Origin of the sequence: Lysinibacillus agricola, from assembly GCF_016638705.1 — a bacterium.
Lineage (GTDB): Bacteria > Bacillota > Bacilli > Bacillales_A > Planococcaceae > Lysinibacillus > Lysinibacillus agricola.
Genome location: NZ_CP067341.1, coordinates 1,612,269 through 1,629,989, shown reverse-complemented (window position 1 = coordinate 1,629,989; position 17,721 = coordinate 1,612,269). Strand labels below are relative to the sequence as shown.

General features: G+C 34.7%; 19 protein-coding genes. 10 read left to right on the top strand and 9 right to left on the bottom strand.

The annotated features are described in order from the left end of the window. Nucleotides 1-74 precede the first annotated feature (74 nt). Nucleotides 75-1,676, bottom strand: coding sequence for a Na/Pi cotransporter family protein (locus tag FJQ98_RS07750; RefSeq protein WP_198926877.1), 1,602 nt, complete (start codon nucleotides 1,674-1,676; stop codon nucleotides 75-77). A gap of 298 nt (nucleotides 1,677-1,974) precedes the next feature. Between FJQ98_RS07750 and FJQ98_RS07745 the strand changes: the two genes are divergently transcribed. Further along, nucleotides 1,975-2,280, top strand: a complete 306-nt coding sequence (locus tag FJQ98_RS07745; protein ID WP_053594499.1) for a hypothetical protein — start codon at nucleotides 1,975-1,977, stop codon at nucleotides 2,278-2,280. On the opposite strand, the gene FJQ98_RS07740 is transcribed toward FJQ98_RS07745, so the two are convergent. Both FJQ98_RS07740 and FJQ98_RS07735 read right to left on the bottom strand, forming a co-directional pair. Continuing rightward, nucleotides 2,264-3,784 (bottom strand): HAMP domain-containing sensor histidine kinase, encoded by a 1,521-nt coding sequence (locus FJQ98_RS07740; protein ID WP_053594498.1) that lies wholly within the window; start codon nucleotides 3,782-3,784, stop codon nucleotides 2,264-2,266. The genes FJQ98_RS07745 and FJQ98_RS07740 overlap by 17 nt on opposite strands. Beyond that, nucleotides 3,768-4,469 (bottom strand): response regulator transcription factor, encoded by a 702-nt coding sequence (locus FJQ98_RS07735; RefSeq protein ID WP_053594497.1) that lies wholly within the window; start codon nucleotides 4,467-4,469, stop codon nucleotides 3,768-3,770. The genes FJQ98_RS07740 and FJQ98_RS07735 overlap by 17 nt, the downstream gene beginning before the upstream one ends. Before the next feature lie 325 nt (nucleotides 4,470-4,794). Between FJQ98_RS07735 and FJQ98_RS07730 the strand changes: the two genes are divergently transcribed. Together FJQ98_RS07730 and FJQ98_RS07725 are read left to right on the top strand one after the other, a co-directional pair. Then, on the top strand, nucleotides 4,795-5,226 hold the full coding sequence (locus FJQ98_RS07730; protein ID WP_053594496.1) for a hypothetical protein: 432 nt from the start codon (nucleotides 4,795-4,797) through the stop codon (nucleotides 5,224-5,226). Nucleotides 5,227-5,246: 20 nt separating this feature from the next. Further along, the gene (locus FJQ98_RS07725) at nucleotides 5,247-5,960 is read left to right on the top strand and encodes a transposase (RefSeq protein ID WP_201406721.1); all 714 of its coding nucleotides are present in this window, start codon (nucleotides 5,247-5,249) and stop codon (nucleotides 5,958-5,960) included. A gap of 61 nt (nucleotides 5,961-6,021) precedes the next feature. On the opposite strand, the gene FJQ98_RS07720 is transcribed toward FJQ98_RS07725, so the two are convergent. Together FJQ98_RS07720 and FJQ98_RS07715 are read right to left on the bottom strand one after the other, a co-directional pair. Further along, nucleotides 6,022-6,615: a DedA family protein gene (locus tag FJQ98_RS07720; RefSeq protein ID WP_053594494.1), complete on the bottom strand. Its 594-nt coding sequence runs from the start codon at nucleotides 6,613-6,615 to the stop codon at nucleotides 6,022-6,024. Beyond that, nucleotides 6,615-7,181, bottom strand: coding sequence for a class I SAM-dependent methyltransferase (locus FJQ98_RS07715; protein ID WP_053594493.1), 567 nt, complete (start codon nucleotides 7,179-7,181; stop codon nucleotides 6,615-6,617). Before FJQ98_RS07715 ends, FJQ98_RS07720 begins: the two co-directional genes overlap by 1 nt. 386 nt (nucleotides 7,182-7,567) lie before the next feature. Here FJQ98_RS07715 and FJQ98_RS07710 point away from each other — a divergent pair, with 386 nt between their 5' ends. The 4 genes from FJQ98_RS07710 to FJQ98_RS07695 all read left to right on the top strand — a co-directional run bounded on the left by FJQ98_RS07710 (nucleotide 7,568) and on the right by FJQ98_RS07695 (nucleotide 11,344). Further along, nucleotides 7,568-8,467, top strand: coding sequence for a hypothetical protein (locus FJQ98_RS07710; protein ID WP_053594492.1), 900 nt, complete (start codon nucleotides 7,568-7,570; stop codon nucleotides 8,465-8,467). A gap of 323 nt (nucleotides 8,468-8,790) precedes the next feature. Beyond that, entirely contained in the window at nucleotides 8,791-9,678 is an 888-nt protein-coding gene (locus tag FJQ98_RS07705; protein WP_198926876.1) for an ABC transporter ATP-binding protein, read from the top strand. Next, a complete protein-coding gene (locus FJQ98_RS07700; protein WP_198926868.1) occupies nucleotides 9,675-10,472 on the top strand; it encodes an ABC transporter permease subunit in 798 nt (265 codons plus the stop codon). The genes FJQ98_RS07705 and FJQ98_RS07700 overlap by 4 nt, the downstream gene beginning before the upstream one ends. 512 nt (nucleotides 10,473-10,984) lie before the next feature. Further along, entirely contained in the window at nucleotides 10,985-11,344 is a 360-nt protein-coding gene (locus FJQ98_RS07695) for a LysR family transcriptional regulator substrate-binding protein (RefSeq protein ID WP_277815940.1), read from the top strand. 370 nt (nucleotides 11,345-11,714) lie between these two features. Here FJQ98_RS07695 and FJQ98_RS07690 read toward each other — a convergent pair whose 3' ends face one another. From FJQ98_RS07690 to FJQ98_RS07680, 3 genes are all read right to left on the bottom strand, one after another. Beyond that, a complete protein-coding gene (locus FJQ98_RS07690; protein ID WP_053594488.1) occupies nucleotides 11,715-12,359 on the bottom strand; it encodes a CPBP family intramembrane glutamic endopeptidase in 645 nt (214 codons plus the stop codon). 29 nt (nucleotides 12,360-12,388) lie between these two features. Further along, on the bottom strand, nucleotides 12,389-12,991 hold the full coding sequence (locus FJQ98_RS07685) for a TetR/AcrR family transcriptional regulator (protein ID WP_053594487.1): 603 nt from the start codon (nucleotides 12,989-12,991) through the stop codon (nucleotides 12,389-12,391). A gap of 185 nt (nucleotides 12,992-13,176) precedes the next feature. Continuing rightward, nucleotides 13,177-13,776 (bottom strand): TetR/AcrR family transcriptional regulator, encoded by a 600-nt coding sequence (locus FJQ98_RS07680; RefSeq protein WP_053594486.1) that lies wholly within the window; start codon nucleotides 13,774-13,776, stop codon nucleotides 13,177-13,179. A 447-nt stretch (nucleotides 13,777-14,223) separates the two neighbouring features. On the opposite strand from FJQ98_RS07680, the gene FJQ98_RS07675 reads away from it, so the two are divergent. Together FJQ98_RS07675 and FJQ98_RS07670 are read left to right on the top strand one after the other, a co-directional pair. Continuing rightward, entirely contained in the window at nucleotides 14,224-14,952 is a 729-nt protein-coding gene (locus FJQ98_RS07675) for an ABC transporter ATP-binding protein (protein ID WP_053594485.1), read from the top strand. Further along, nucleotides 14,949-15,965: an ABC transporter permease gene (locus FJQ98_RS07670; RefSeq protein WP_053594484.1), complete on the top strand. Its 1,017-nt coding sequence runs from the start codon at nucleotides 14,949-14,951 to the stop codon at nucleotides 15,963-15,965. The genes FJQ98_RS07675 and FJQ98_RS07670 overlap by 4 nt, the downstream gene beginning before the upstream one ends. A 177-nt stretch (nucleotides 15,966-16,142) precedes the next feature. Here FJQ98_RS07670 and FJQ98_RS26520 read toward each other — a convergent pair whose 3' ends face one another. Further along, nucleotides 16,143-16,295, bottom strand: a complete 153-nt coding sequence (locus FJQ98_RS26520; protein ID WP_158003012.1) for a hypothetical protein — start codon at nucleotides 16,293-16,295, stop codon at nucleotides 16,143-16,145. Between the two features lie 891 nt (nucleotides 16,296-17,186). Here FJQ98_RS26520 and FJQ98_RS26710 point away from each other — a divergent pair. After that, on the top strand, nucleotides 17,187-17,702 hold the full coding sequence (locus FJQ98_RS26710; protein ID WP_246494295.1) for an ATP-binding cassette domain-containing protein: 516 nt from the start codon (nucleotides 17,187-17,189) through the stop codon (nucleotides 17,700-17,702). Nucleotides 17,703-17,721: the final 19 nt, after the last annotated feature.

Below are 17,721 nucleotides of genomic sequence, written 5' to 3'. Positions count from 1 at the left end.
TATCCGTCACTTCGAAGGTTCTACTGTCACCCTATAAAAAAGAGCTGTTCAACGCTGAACAGCTCTCTTTCTTTTTAAGAAATTACAGTTTCTGCTATATTCGAGGCATGATCGCCGATTCTTTCTAGATTGCTTACTATATCTGCAAATACAATACCTGCTGAACCTGAGCATGTGCCTTCATTTAAACGTTTAATATGCAGTTTACGTAATCGTCGCTCCATATTGTCGATTTCATTTTCTTTTTCTAATACTTGGTTTGCTAATGTGATATCACGTTTATCAAGGGCTTCAATAGCCATTTTAACTGTTTCCAATGTATAGACAAACATCTCTTCCAATTCTTTAAATGCCTCATCACTTAGACGAACTCGATTACTATCTTTATACTGTAACAGCTCGATGATATTTTCTACATGATCTCCAATTCGTTCAATATCACGTATATTTTCAAATAGAGCATGATGCACTTGGGAGTCATGGCTCGATAGTGATTGCTTTGAAAGCTCGACTAAATATTCCGTTGATTTCCGATCTAAATTGTTAATGGCATCTTCTAGCTGCTCAACAGTTCCCATTAATTTTGTATCAGAAGTTTTTAAAATAGTTAGCGTTTCCTCAAGACCTTGAATACTAAATTCACCCATGCGGACAACCTCCATTTTTGCCTGACCAAGTGCAACTGAAGGCGATTTAACAATTAAATTTTTATCCAAAAATTTCGGTTTATATTCTATAACTGAATCCTCACCTGGAATCAATTTCGTCACAACATAAGCCCAAACTCCGATTAATGGTAACTGTATAATTGTATTCAAGACATTAAAAGTTCCATGTGCAAAGGCAATTTGCATTTTCGGCTCTAAATTTAATACACCAGCGATCCATTCTACGTAGTTTGTAAATAATCCTAGAATAAGCATAAAGATCACTGTACCGACAACATTGAATAGTAAATGTGTTGCTGCTACACGTTTTGCGGCAATCGATGCACCTAATGCAGCTAAAATGGCCGTAATTGTTGTTCCAATATTATCTCCAAACAATACTGGTAATGCACCATGTAATGAAATTAATCCTTCTGAATACAATCCTTGTAAAATACCAACCGTTGCTGAAGATGATTGAACAATCAATGTAAATATCGTACCTACTAGCACACCTAAAATAGGCACATCAGACATTTGCACAGTTAAATCTAAAAATGGTTGCCAATCTCGTAGTGGCTTCATACCACCACTCATCAGCTCTAAACCAATAAATAAACCCGCAAATCCAAACAAAACTTGTCCGATATTTTGAATCATGCTTTTTTTAAAGAAGAATAAACAAATCGCGCCGACTGCCATAATTGGATAAGCATATGCACCTACGTTAACTCCTATAATAAAAGCTGTTATCGTAGTACCAATATTGGCGCCCATAATAACCCCAATAGCTTGACGCAATTTCATTAAACCCGCACTGACTAATCCAACTGTAATAACAGTCGTGCCTGAACTCGATTGAATAAGAACCGTCACGACAATTCCGACTAATACACCCATCAATGGATTCGTTGTAAATTTATCTAAAATATCTCGTAGACGATCACCTGCAGCCTTTTGCAGTCCATCACCCATAAATTTAATAGCAAAAAGAAATAAGCCTAGCCCTCCAAGAAACTGGAAAACCATTTCCTGTATATTAATATCCAATCCATTCAACCCTTTCATTGTTGTCAGACTTTATTATTAATAGTTTTAGTATGTATGTAAATATCATTTACAATGCATTAAATAAATGTTTACACCCGCTTTACAATCAGTCCCAAAAACGGACATATTCAAGTGAAAACCAACACAAAAACAAAAATAAAAACATAAGGAAGCCTTTATACAAGATTTCCTCATGTTTTTCTTATAGTATATCTTTTGACGATTTATCTAATTTCCTTTAGGCTTTTGTTAAATCGTTTATACAAAGGAGTATTAAATGGACTTATTTATTGCAAGTAATCGTCAACTACCTATCCGTTATTTTGTCAATGAAGCAATTTGGATTCGTCGCGGTGGCTGTTCAAAACATCCCCAATTAACATTACCGTTTTTTGTTGAGGTGGAAATTAAAAACAGTTTCAACTTACAAATTATCACAGAATATATTTATGAATTTCAACGACAGTACAAGCAGACAGAAATTCAAATACTAATAAAAGACACAAGCATTTTAGATACAATTCAAGAAATGCTTATTAACAATATGTTGTCCAATCACTCAATCACTATTCAGCAGCTATAACAGGTAGCATGATGATAAACTGCAACAAACCGTCTGCATACTTTGCTTCAATTTTGCCACCATGTAGTTCTACAATACTTTTAGCAATAGCAAGTCCAAGTCCTGAACCTTCCGCTACACTTGTTCTAGACTGATCTTTTTTATAAAATCGCTCAAATAAGCTCATTAGCTCCTCGGATGTAAATTCATTACTTTCATTTGCAACACAAATTTGAACATACCTTTCTTTTCTTTCAAGGGAAACAAAAATCTCACCTTTATCTGTACTATATTTAATGGCATTCATTAATAAATTATCAAAAACCCTGACAATTTTTTCAGAATCTACTGTCGCAAAGATCCGCTCCTCTGAGAAATTTTTAATAAATGTACGATGGTTTTCCTCCGCTTGCGGAATCAACTCCTCAATTAACTGATCGAGAAGTTCATTGAGACATACTTGGTGTTGCGCAAGGACATTGCTTTCATTCGTTAACTTCGTATATTCAAATAAATCATCAATCAGGTTTTTTAGCTGTTCAGATTTTGAGAAAGCAATTTTTATATACTCATCATATTGCTCCTTCGTTTCGTACTTTTCATCTCTTAACAATCGTAAATAGCCCATAATTGAAGTAAGTGGTGTCCGAAGGTCGTGTGAAACATTTGTGATTAATTCATTTTTTTGTTTATCAATCCTTCGTTCCATTTCTATACTTGCCATAATTGCTTCGGCCATATGATTGACATTCTCTGTTAATAAAGCTATTTCATCTTTTCCCTTTTTCTCAATTCGATAAGTTAAATCTCCTTTTGCGATTTCCTTAACCCCCTTCGCCAACGCCTCAATTTGTTTCATTTTTCGTTTTGTTATATAGAAGAATGAAAAGGTAAAAAAAGCAATTCCCATTAAAGGAGGAATAGGACCCTTTTTTTTTTGTGAAATAACTGCACCTTTTGGAATACCACTGACAAACAAATATAAACCTTTATCTTCTATCGTTAATGGATAAAAGGCAATAAATTCTTGCCGCGAATCCTCGACTTGCGGTATATCATAATTATAGAATGGGTTGTTGATTGCAAAATCCATTACATGACGAATCTTATTATGCAAATCGATTTGTTCCTCTTCCGCTTGTTTTGTTTTATACAAAACCTTCCCGCGCTCATCGGTAACTAGCACTTTCAACGCACTCTGTTTCATTTCCATCTTTAAATTTTCATCTTCAATCATTTGCTGTAAAGCTTCAATACTATTTTCACTAACAGCCAAATCTGCCGCACGCTGCGCTTGAAAGTTTATTTGCTGCATACCTCCACTATAGTCAATAGTAACTGTTTCATTGATATTCTCTAAAAATGGTAGAGTAACTCGAGCAACAAGTAAACCGAGAAATGCACAAAGAATAAAAGTTGTTAAAAGTTGAATTCTGATACTTTGTCGAACTTTTGTAATGGCATTTATGATAAGTATTTTTAGTTTGCTTAGTAAGTATTTGAATGGCTTAATGATCTTTCTCAATTTTATAACCTACTCCCCATACCGTTTTAATATATTGAGGATTTCTTGGATTTGTCTCAATTCTTTCTCGTATTTTTCGTATATGTACCATTACCGTGTTTTCAGACTGTATAGCCTCTTCCTTCCAAACCTTTTCATAAATTTGCTCAGCGCTCATGACTATGCCTTGATTTCTTGCAAGTAATTCGAGAATAGAAAACTCCCTTGGTGTAAGCTTTACTTTTTCATTGTTGACGATTACTTCATGTGTGTCGGTATTGATTCGCAAATCACCAATCTCTATCTCACTTTCGTTCATACTATCTAGTCGATCCATTTTGATATATCTACGAAGCTGAGATTTTATGCGCGCAATTAGCTCTAAAGGGTTAAAGGGCTTTGTTACATAATCATCTGCCCCTAAAGTTAATCCGGTGATTTTATCCATATCCTGAGACTTTGCTGACAGCATAATAATTGGCATCTCGGCTATTTCCCTTACCTTCATACACATTTCGATACCATCCACGTTCGGCATCATAATATCTAAGACAATTAAATGTACTTTATGTTTCTTTAAAAGACTTAAGCCCTCCTCTCCATCACTTGCTTCTAGAATATCGTAGCCTTCATTTTTTAAATAAATAGCAATAAGATTTCTAATCTCTTTTTCATCATCAACTATTAGTATTGTTTCTTTAGTCATCAAATTCCACCAAATTTCAAAGTATTTTAAATTACCAGATATACATTAAACAGTCCAAGCACCATAACATGAAGCTGATTGTCGTTCCAACTTAGCGCTCCTAGGGGCGTTCAGTCTTCGTTCCAATCAACCTATTTCATGCAATATATTCCTATCCATAATTACAGTTCCTAATTTTAACTATTCTTTTATTTTTCGGGCTCATCACCATAACTTGGGGTTGACCACATAAAAATTCAATAAATTTACATTAAAGTATAGAAAAAAAGTGAAAACTCACGTATCGTAATTGTTGCTGAGACAAACCACGAGAGGAGTTTTCACTTTGTGCTCTAAGTTTATCAAATTAATTCTACAGTTGCCATCCTTTTTTGAAATCGCTCTGCCATCTGAGGAGGAGCCAAATATTTTTCGCGTGGACATTGCGCCACAATCAATAGCTTGTCCAAATTGCCAAGGTCGGACTGTTTGTCATGATCGTGCCCTACGCCGTTTTCGGCATGGCTGTGCCTGGCATATTGGCGTGCTTTGGATTGAATTATTTGTGCCTCGCCAACGCTGTAAAAATTGTGGATTTACGTTCACATTTGACTATGGATTAGGGCTTGTTCATTCCTCGACGGAATCGTTTCGTCGTGAAATTACGAAGCGTTGTCATGGTCGCTCAATTGCGGATGTCGCACGTGACTATGCACTTCCGTATACAACGGTTGAACGGTTGAACGCTGGTTTTACACGTATGCACCCGAACAATTAGTCGAAGAAAGTGCGAAACATATTTGTGTCGATGAATTCGCTTTACGCAAAGGGCACAACTATGCGACGAGTGTCTTAAACGCTGAAACAGGGCGTATTTTGGCGATTGTTCCTCACCGAGATCAAGACGCAATTGAATTGGTTTTAAAGAAAGTGGTAGGGTCGATTCAAACCGTGGTCAGTGATTTCGCAGTGGCCATGGCAGGTGCGATTCAAGCCGTTTACCCAACAGCTATTCATGTATTGGACCGCTTTCATTTGATTCAATTTTTCACCGATGCCCAGCAGCGCAGACGATGTTACTTAGGTGAAGCAAAAAAGCAGCACAAATCCCGATTTATCGACCGCTGTTTAGCGCGAAAACCGGAAGAGTTAACAGAGGAAGAACGTGGTTTTGTGCGTGAATGGCTACGGGAAGATTTTCATACAAAGCATATCTATCAAGCATTGAATCACATGCGTTATGTGTTAAAAGCTACAACGGATACACAAGCAACAAAGCGCTTAAAAGACTGGCTCGAACGCTATCAATTTCACACAAGTGGTGTAGTTTCAAAGATAGCTAAAACCGTGATTGTTCGTGAGAAAGCCATGGTAGATACCATATACTCACCTTTCTCAAACGGCATTATGGAGGGCACAAATAATAAAATTAAGCTCATCAAAAGACGTGGTTTTGGCTACCGAAATGATGCCCATCTTTTCCTCCGTTTACGTTTGGAAACAGGTCATTGATTTTGTCATCCCCGGATTTTGGTGATGAGCCATTTTTCGTAAATAAAATAATAAAAACATTTTACGATACCGACTTTAATTTTCGTGTATAAAAATAATAAAAACATCCTACAATACCGACGAAAACGCCAAAGTATATACCGTATTTTGTTGCAAACATGGAAATACTTTCAATGTGTTCTCCAAAGAACAAACCAAGTGAAAAGTAAAGCAATGTCCAAACAAAACCTGCTGTGTAGTAATACAAAGCGTATTTTTTAAAAGACATGTTATTCATACCTACTAAGTACGGAAGTATATGCCTCACAATTGGTATGAAATAGCTTATAACTAAAGCAAAATGACCATATCTATCTATTAGTTCTTTTGATTGTAACAAATATTTAGCCTTGTTCTTTTTCACCAATTTATCAAGTATTTTATGGCCAAACACTTTCCCAAGAATAAATCCTAAGGAAAGTCCTGAAACTGCGCCAAGATAAGTTAGTACAAAAGCTTTCAACACACTCATTTTTCCTAACGATGATAAAAATCCACCACTCATAACAATCATCTCATCAGGAAGGGGCATACCAACGATTCCTATCCATAAGCTGAAAAATAAAGCAAAATAACCGTATTGCTCAATAGTTGATAAAAGATCTTGTAACCCCATTAACTAGCCCTCACATTTCCAATTTTGCAGCTGAGCACATAAGCAGGTGGAAAGTTAATCCATACTTTTTCATGTGAAATATCCTCAAAATAATTTTGAATAAAGGATTTCCTAACAAGTGAATATTGGAATGTAATAAATTCTCCGTCCTCTAAGCATTCCTTTACATTCTGTAAAATACGAGATGAAATGGCAGGATTCAATGAAGTAAAAGGTAATCCAGATACGACATAATCAATTTTTTTAATATTTAATGCTGACATATATATGCATAAATTCTCAGCTGATCCATGTATTACGATTATACTCGGCTCATGTTCAAATTGTTCACGAAGCTTGTCACAAAAAACTTCATTACTTTCAATAAGAATTAACTTTGTTGACTGCTCTTTTCTTTTCACTAATTCTTTCGTAAATGAACCCGTACCCGGCCCTAGTTCAACAATACATCGGGCATTTTCAAAACAAATTTGGTCGACCATTTTTTTCGCTAATTTTTTTGAACTAGGTGAAATCGCACCTATCGTTTTCGGATGTTTTATAAATTCTGTAAGGAACGTTAACATACATTTTCTCCCCGATCAAAGTATTATTTGAATACTTTTAATATAAAGAGCATTTCTTAAAGATTTCCGAGGAGATTTCTTAAATTTTTCTTAAGAACCTAAAGTGAAACTTTAATCCACGGGGTTTTCTTTATCCCCACGGATTATTCTCTTCACCAATCGGGCTTATACGGACAGTTAACCTCCTACCCCGCTGCTTTAAATTTTTTGTGGAAGTCTTGTACTTAACGCTTCCCCTCGGTATAGATAACCGCATAAGTGGAGAAAGGGTTGTTAGGTCATTTGTTCTAATAATTATTCCCTTCACAAAATAGTCATACATTTGCTTCCAATAGAATAGAAACCTATATAGAGTTATACGGAAAAATAAAGTGGGGTGTGAAAGGATGCTTAAACTAAATGATGCAAAAGAAATGGTACTCGGAATTGTGCAACATGACCCATTGTTTGTCGTAATACAAAATACACCTTCAGAAGAAATACTTTATAATGACGGCTATTTAGCGCATATTGAGGAAGCAAATAATTATTCTACTTCAGAAGTCGCTGGCTGGTTTGAAATAACTGATACGATGCTTCGTTATTACATTAAACCATTCGAACAGTATATTTTTGATAATGCTACGAAAAGCCCAAACACCAATATTCGTTTGAATCTGCCTGCTATTTTAAGACTTCGCATGATATTACTGCTAAAGGATGAACTCCGTGTCAAAGGCTTAAAACTTTTATTAGGAATTGATGACAACGGTCAGCTTATCAAACATCAAATAACTGCAACAACTATGGCTGATGATGATTTAGCCAATAAAGTTGATGTTCTTGGAAATGTTCTACAGCAAATGATACAAACAGGACTTTTTAATATCCTTCCAAATGAAGAACGTGGAGCCTTACAAGTAACGATAAATCAAGATTTTCTTACACAAAAGATTCAATTAGTATCCTCTGAGTCAAATCTTCAAGTAGAAGAAATTCAAAAAGAAACCGCTGAACTTAAACAAGAAAATGAAAACCTACAAATGCAAATTTCAGAATTGCAAGAGGGCAGCGTAAAGGATATTGTTCAAAAAATTCGTGAGCGTCATATTGAAAATGAAATTGTGTCGACATTACGGACAGAAGCATTACAGCTATTTTCGATAGACAATAAGGCAGGCTATTTCAGAAAATTTTTTCGTTCCGCTCAAATTGAGATGGAAAAGGAACAATTTGTGTTGAGCTATATTTCAATGCACCTAGAAGAACGTTTAGAAGTAGCACTGAATAATTATTATGGAGAATAAATATCTTCAAGTTGAGGTTACATTTGTAATCAATAGGCAAAGAACATGAAGGAGTCTTTTAATAAGAAGCCATTCATGTTCTTTTTTTATCCCGTAATAACGGCCAGTAATTTATCTGTACTGAAAAGGTACAACATTCCCACCTTAAAATTCAGCGGAAGCAACGAAAGATTAACTGCCTGTAAAAGCCTGATTAGTGAAGACTACTAACCAGTGAAGGATGTAGCCCCACTGATTAGAGTTTCACTTTATAGTAATTATTTTTTTGAAAATTAGTCTTATAATCATTATAAAGAACAGTTGAAGGGGTGAATTGTATGGCAATGATCGAGGTCAATAATCTAACTAAAAGATTTGGGGACTTTTATAGTGTACAGAATGTGGACTTACAAATCAAAAAAGGTGAGGTGTTCGGATTTTTAGGGCCAAATGGAGCAGGTAAATCTACAACAATACGGCATTTAATGGGGTTCTTACAGCCAACAGAAGGACAGTGTTCCATAAAAGGGTTGAATTGTCGCCAATCTACAGCTGAAATTCAAAAATTTGTAGGGTATTTGCCTGGTGAAATTGCGTTTATCGATAAAATGACGGGACAACAATTTATCAAATTTATTGCTCAAATGCGAGGGTTACATGATTTAACAAGGGCTAATGAACTCATGCAATACTTTGAATTAAATGCCGCAGGGCTTATAAAGAAAATGTCAAAAGGTATGAAGCAAAAAGTAGGTCTAATTTGTGCATTTATGCATAACCCAGAGATAGTCATTCTAGATGAACCGACAAGTGGATTAGACCCTCTTATACAAACAAAATTTATAGAATTTATTTTAGCTGAAAAAGAAAAAGGGACGACGATATTCATGTCCTCTCATATGATTGAAGAAATTGAAAAAACCTGTGATCGTGTAGCGATACTTAATGCCGGGAAAATTGTTGCAACGGAAACAATTGCTGACTTAAAAAAACGAAAATCCAAAAAGTTTTTAATTGAATTTCAAAGCGAACAAGAGCTATCTCGTTTCTTAGGTGAGCAGCTTAAAATTGAACAGACTGGACCAACACAAGCCATTATAAAAGTTCAAGGTAATGTCCAAACATTGCTTCATACTTTAGCAGATTATAAAATTAATGACCTCGATATCATTTCACAATCACTTGAAGATATATTTATGCATTACTACGAAAGAGGAGGTCAAGAATCATGAACTTTACTTTGCTAAAACATGAGGTGCTAGCGACTGTTAAGCTTTTTAGTATTATACTCGCTGTTTTAATGCTCTATATTATTAGCACTGTTTATATGTATAACCCTGAAATGAATGATACTCTTCATAAGCTTACCGAAACCATGCCTGAATTGATGTCAGCATTTGGTATGAATAACATAGGTAATACGTTAATTGAATTTTTATCAACCTATTTGTATGGATTTTTATTACTTGTTTTTCCGTTAGTTTTCATCATTATGTTGGCAAATAAACTAATGATGGGCTATATCGATAATGGTTCAATGGCATACTTAATTGCGACACCGAATACACGTTTTAAAATTGTCTTCACGCAAGCATTTTTTTTAGTTGCTAGCATCTTTACACTGCTCACGGTAACAACTTTGGTAGTAGTCATATTTTCCGAGATTCTTTTTCCAAATGAATTAAATATAAGTGCTTTTTTGATATTAAATATCGGTCTTTTTTTCTTACACTTTGCCATTAGTGGCTACTGCTTTTTTGTATCCTGCAGTAGCAAGGATTTAAGAACCTCTTATGCGTATAGTACAGGAATTCCTATTCTTTTTTATTTAATTCAAGCGCTTAGTAATATGGGTGGTTCTTTAGAAAAGCTTAAGTACTTCACGATTTACTCATTGTTTGCACCTGAGAAATTAATGACTCAAGAAAGCTCGTCTATTTGGATGCTAGGAGCATTATTTTTAATTGGGTTGCTGTGCTATATGCTAGCTATTCGTGTTTTTGTTAAACGTGATTTGTATTTATAAATGCTAAAAGAATCTGCTTTCTTGGAGCAAGCAGATTCTTTTAAAACTTATAGCTGCAAAGATGCCAAATCACCAAGGAAGCGCAATAATCGAAAATGAATCATTGCTAACTCCTCCACGTTTAAATCCTCATCTCCACTATCTAACCACTCTTGAATAATCCCCAAAATTGCAGAATCTAAAAAAGTCTGCAAATATTATTGGAATTTTGGATCTTGTAATTCCTCTACAATGTCCGATATTCTGTCTAAAATCTGATTACTAAAGACTTCCTACATCCTCTTGCTAAATATCGGGCTGCTCTATTTTTATCGTATGAAAGGCTTCTAATGGTGCAAATTTTTAACATAGCTTTCTAATTCATTTAATAGTTCCTGCTGCAAGTCCTCCATTACTTCATATACACCTGCTTCAATTGCCTTCGCATATAAGAAAATACCATTACCGCTCGTATCATGTTAATGCAAATGAATCGGTAAACTTGTTGCTTCTTTTAACTCCAAAATTAAGCGATACGCTCCTCAAGTAGTCAGGATAAAGTCCGCATTGAACAATTGGAGGAAGAACCCTTTATCATGACAAAAGCCGGTTATGACAACGATTTGCAACGTATCTTTACAGAGACCAATGTTAATTTAAAAATTGAATTCGAAATGGCCGATGATCAAGCTATTATCGCCATGGTGGAAAATGAGCTAGGTGTCAGTATCATTCCAGAACTAGTTCTCCAAAGTTTCCAAAATAATGTTAGTATTCATGAATTAGAGCGGGAAAAGTATCGATCTATCGGTATTGCTGTAACATCCCTTAAAGAAATATCTCCAGCGGCCCTACAGTTTATTCAATATGTAAAGACAATGTTATTAAAATAACATTGATAAGATATTATGAGAGGTCAGTATGCTCTATCAAATAACCGAGATATAAAAAGTCTTCATTTCATAATTGAAATAATTATCTCTGAGAAGTAAAGCTAAAGGTTTAGTATGTTTTATTGGTTTCCTCCGTTACCCAAGACAACTTTTAAGAGAGACTGAGACAAAAGGATTTCAGCCAAAGGAAAACCCGAACAATTCTATGAAACTTTTATTTAGTGTTTCATAATCGTTCGGGTTTTCTGTTTATATGGCTTTATTTATTTGAAAATATGGAGTTTTATAATGGGGAAATTAGTTATGTCCCAACCTCTTTTGTTTAAAAAAACTTTATTATCGATCAACACGAAATGAATTAATAAAATAACTACATTGTAGGTGGTAAATAAATATTCAAAAAGGTTAATACAGTTAAGTTACCGATATCTACAATAAAATGTGAAAATATTACCCATCTTAAGCTCTTTGTTTTAAAATATGTAATTGCCCAAACAACACCAGCTATACTTAAATAAATATATAAATGGTAGGATTTACTTGCAATAGAAAATACTCCCCACATTAATGGATGACTAAGCACAAAAAATAAAGTTGTATACAATATACTGAACCATTTGGGAAACCAGTTTGCCAGACCATCCAGTAATATCCCACGCCAATAAAGCTCTTCAAACCAAGGATTGATAAAAGCAAATAATAACCATAGCACAATAAGAAAAGTGGAATTAAATAACTTATAATTCATGAAAAATATAGTTAATGGAAACATTCCTAATAGTAAAGATATCGTAATCCAAACTTTAGAAACTTCAGATTTTCCTAGCCAACTTTTAATCGGCTTATCTCCTTTAAAATAAAAAATACAGATTCCAATTGTACTCCAGTAAACTATCGCCAAAGGAATCCAAGCCCACCCTTGTATGTACTGACTAAAGATTGATGCAGTTATAAATCCCAATCCGATGATTGCAAATGGTGATAGTAGAAGATATATACTTTTTTTACTACTCATTTTATTTGTAGACTCCTCCTTCTTTGATTTTATTCTTTTGTAAAAATCTTCATAAGCATATTTGCATCAGGTATCGGGCATTCTGGCCATTGAATTTTGTTAATTGCTAAACCTTGTATAAAAGCAAAATAAGTAACAGCTAATGTTACTGGATTTGCTGAAATGATTTCCCCCTCTTCCTGTCCTGCTACAATCATAGGCAATGTAGCATCAACAGGTGATAGTGCATTATCCTTTGTTAGAAACTCTTTTACTTCATTTGGAATAGCGTCAGAAGTACTTGCCTGTATCATAATCAAAAATAAAAAAGTATGTTCTGTATCTATTAAGTTATTTAATATTTGCTCTGTCATCCACTTTAATTTCTCAAGCGGTGTGCCCATATGCTCAATTGCTTTCTGGATAATTTCAATAGAACTATTAGCAGCTTTTTTTACAAGCATCGAAAAAATTTCATCTTTTGAATCAAAATAATGGTAGACAAGTCCATGGCTTAAACCAGCTTCTTTAGCAATATCACTAATTTTTGTTGCCGCCATACCTCTTCTGGCAAAGACTATTAATGCAGCTTGTAATATTTGTTCTTTCCGTGCATCTCTAAGCTCCTGATTTTGTTCTTCGTTTTTTGGCATTAATACCTCTCCTTTTTGATTGATTAGTCAGTCAATATAAAGCCATTTTATTGTTCGATACAATATTTGTCAATCCTTTAACGGATTTTGAGAGAACTTTCTCAAATAAAATGATTAAAAATTACTCTCTAATAAAAGATACTTTTTAGTAAGAAGATATTGAGAATATCTCCTTACTAAAACTTTCATTTCTGCAAAGATGCCAAATCACCAAGGAAGCGCAATAACCGAAAATGAATCATTGCTAACTCCTCCACGTTTAAATCCTCATCTCCATGGTCTAGCCACTCTTGAATAACACCTAAAATCGCGGAAGTTAAAAAAGCCCCAAAATATCGTTGGAATTCTGGATCAAGTCCTTCTTCTCGAATAACAGAGATTCTGTCCAAAATATGATTACTAAAAACTTTCTTCATCCTCTTACTAAAAGCGGGGCTCCCCTGCTCCCCTAAAATAACTCGAAATGCCGCTGCATGCTCTTTAATACATTTAAACACTTCGATAAATGGCTGATACAGTTGACCTGTTTTTATCGTATGAAAGGCATCTAGCGGTTGAACATTTTTCACGTAGCTTTCTAGTTCATTTAATAATTCCTGCTGCAAATCCTCCATTACTTCAAATTTATCCTTATAATGTAGATAAAAAGTACCTCGATTAATGTTTGCAGTAATAGCTAAATTTTTTACTGTTACTCGTTCAAAACCTACTTCCTCTATTTGTATAAGTAATGCATTTTTTATAGCTCGTTTTGTTTCAAAATTCATTATATCGTGAATAGACATATAGAACCCCCATTGTATTATCACTTTATTCCGATTAGTATTTAGCGATGTTGTTAGATGGTTACCTCAATGATCACAATAAGGTCAAATAATGCTAGTAATTACAGCGTTACCTTATTTATCGGCATTCTTCTTAGTTATTTCCATTAATCGAGTTTAGTAAAATGGCTATTTTAAAAAGTTTTGAGTGTCTGAGGGAAAAACTATAGCACCGAGAATGCACATCCGTACTTATCACAGAAACCCCAAAATAAAACAATACGATTCATTTAAATTGGTATTAGTCCATTTTTTGAGTGATGTAGGCAGTCTGATTTTAGCTTGCTCGAAAATGTTGAAATCCAAAATCACTGAACACTTTTTAGTTATCTGTTTATTGTAATTCCCAAAACACTGCCTTAAAATTTCAGGTATCAACACTGTGTTTAGTAAAGGAGAGATGGCTATATGGGAAACAATGCAATTTCATTAAACTCCATAGAAAAAAAGTTTCACCAAAAACAAGTAATTGCCCCGCTTTCCTTAGAAATTCCTAAGGGACAGCTAATTGGCTTACTTGGCCCTTCAGGCTGTGGGAAAACGACTTTAATTAAAATGATTATGGGAATGATCAAGCCCGATAATGGTCATATTAAAGTGTTAAATCATACAGTCCCCCATAAGCAATTACTAACGGATATCGGCTATATGGCACAATCTGATGCACTGTATTTAGATTTAACAGGTGAAGAAAACCTTCATTTTTTTGCTAAGCTTTATCGATTATCAAAAAAAGAGCGTGCGGAGCGTGTAAATTATGCTGCAAGCCTTGTTCATTTAACGGATGATTTAAATAGTAAGGTGTTGAATTATTCTGGAGGGATGAAACGAAGATTATCCCTTGCAATTGCCCTTACCCAAAATCCAAAGTTGTTGATTTTAGATGAGCCAACTGTTGGTATTGATCCCGTATTGAAAAAAGAAATTTGGCAGGAGTTAATTCGTTTAAAAAACGATGAGCATAAAACAATTTTAGTAACGACACATGCAATGGATGAAGCAGAGCGCTGTGATCAGCTGGCTATGCTACGCAATGGTCATATTATCGCACATGGAACACCACATGATTTGAAAGCTCATTATCAGGCAAAGGACTTTGATGAAGTGTTTTTAAAGGCTGGAGGTGAAGCACTATGAGAATCGGCGCAATTGTTACAAGAATTATGCAGCAAATGATACGCGATAAACGTACACTTGGCTTATTATTTTTTGCACCTCTTCTTGTGCTTTCGTTAATGTATTTTGTTTTTAATAGTAATGAACCAGAAATGACATTAGTCGTGTCAAATGGTCCTGCATCAATAATTGAAAAGCTTGAAGAGGCAGATTTTCATGTTATTGAAAAAAATGATTTTTCTATTGCCAGTTTAAAAGATGAAAAATATGATGGTTGGTTAGCTTTTCATCAAACTGAATTGAAGCTCACATTATTAAATGATGATCCGTCTACAGCCAAGGCTTTAAAGATGAAGCTTTCTCAGGTTTTACAGCCTGAACAATCTGCAATGATGAAGTTGACGACTGATTATGTATATGGCGATGAAAATACCGCTATTTTTGATATTTTTAGCCCGATGCTGACAGGCTTCTTTGTGTTCTTTTTCGTTTTTTTAATTACAGGGATAGCGTTGTTAAAAGAACGAACTTCAGGGACATTGGAGCGCTTACTAGCGACACCGATTAAACGTTCTGAAATTGTCGCTGGTTATATGATTGGTTATGGATTGTTTGCTTTGATTCAAACGACTATTATTGTGCTATTCGGGGTTTATGTCCTTGATATCGTACATGTTGGCTCTATTTGGCTTGTGCTGTTAATCAATATTATCGTTGCACTTGTTTCATTATCATTAGGAGCTCTCTTATCAAGTTTTGCTTCTTCTGAGTTTCAAATGATGCAATTTATTCCGCTTGTCATTATACCGCAAATTTTCTTTTCAGGAATTTTCCCTCTTGATAATATGGTGGAGTGGCTGCAAAATATTGGTCGTATAATGCCACTTTACTATGCAGCTGACGCTTTGAATGGGGTTATGTATAAGGGATATTCCTTTAGCGGAATTCTAGTGGACTTAGTGATTCTTGCTTGCTTCGCTCTTGTATTTATTACATTAAATATTATAAGTCTAAAAAAATATCGATCATTATAATCAAAGAGTATTGGTACAAAAAAACTACCTCTAAATACAGTAGTAGCAAAATTAAATTTTAAACGGTTTACTATGACGACGTTTTGGCCATTTTTATATTTTGAGCTAATTTAATTCGGATGTATGAAATTATATTAACTCATACTTAACCCCTAGATTCTTTTATCTAGGGGTTATTTAATTTAAAAAAGAATCTCCAGTTATAAATTTAATAACAAAAGTAACAGCATACAAGAAAGCTCCTACTGAAAATACACCCAGAAAAAAATAACAAATAAGTTTTAAATTATCTTTTATTGCCCCTAATAAATCATTTAGAAGTCGTTGCATAGATTTCACTCCGTTCAATATTAAGACTAAAATAATTTCAAGAGATACTCCACATAGTTAATGGAGAATGCTTAAAAAGTAAGAAGTATTAATCATCTTAATAATCTCGTATTTACGCTCTTGATTGTAACACAATAAATTATAATTTATTAAAAACAAACAAGTAAGAAACACAATTCCTTTATTGGTATTTTTACTCAGTTATTTCTTTTATTTTCGTATCGAAGTAAATTTTCGTATAATTAATTAATGTTAAAACTTAGGGGTTCCGCTCAAAAATTGGGCAAAACCTTTTTATTATAAACTAGTGCCATCACCATAATGTGGGGTTGATTTCCGTTCCGACTAGGCGCTTTCCTGGGGGCGTCCGATGAGCCGCTAATCCCCAAGGAGTCAGGTTAATAACATCTATTCTGAGTAACCATAGCGTTCACTTTTGAAATACATAAATTTTATAAAAGTTCTACACTATTGCTGATTGGAGTGGAAGGCTATTCGAATGCTCCTGTCGCAGAGCAAAGCTTCCCGCGGGAAAAGTAAGACAGACGAGACCCTGCACGGAGCGACTGTTTTCTGTGCGCGAAGCGGCAGCAATTTGTTTGTCTGCGCGAAAGCTGAGTGTTAACGAAGCGGCAGCGTAACAAATGCGGAGGAAGCGGCTCGACGCTCGCCCGCAGGAAAGCGATTAGCCTGGAACGGAAATCAACATCCATGTTACGATAGGTCACGTGCCCAAAAATAGAAAATTAAACCAACATTCTATTAGCAAAAGAACTACTATTCATCTATACTAATTCACAGATAATGGTCTTGAACATTGTACATCGTAAGTATGCATATATAGAAATGAAAATGACTTACAATAAGAAATCCTAAAAAAGGTGTGTAAAGATGAATACGATTATGGAAATACAGAACATCTCTAAACAGTATAGAGGTAAGAAAATCTTAGAAAATGCTACATTTTCTATTTGTGCCAATCAAATTATAGCTCTTGTAGGAAAGAATGGATCAGGTAAGAGTACCCTTCTAAAAATCATTGCAGAATTAGTCGAGGCTGACAGTGGCTCTATTGTGAAACATCGACAGACATTAAAAATTGGATATGTGCCAGAAGTGACGCCTTCACATATTTTGTTTACGCCAGAAGAATATCTTTATCATATGGGCAGAATTCGAGGTATGCCGAAAGAACAACTACAGCAAAAAATAAATGATTTACTTGAATTATTTCATTTACAGGATGCTCGGAACATTCGGATTGATAATTTTTCCAAAGGTATGAAGCACAAGGTTTTGATTATGCAGGCAATGCTTGAAGACACTGATCTGCTTATCTTAGATGAACCATTATCAGGACTCGATCCTAAGGCACAAAGCGATTTAGAAGAAACCCTCTCTTTTTAAAAAGACAAAGGGGTAAGTA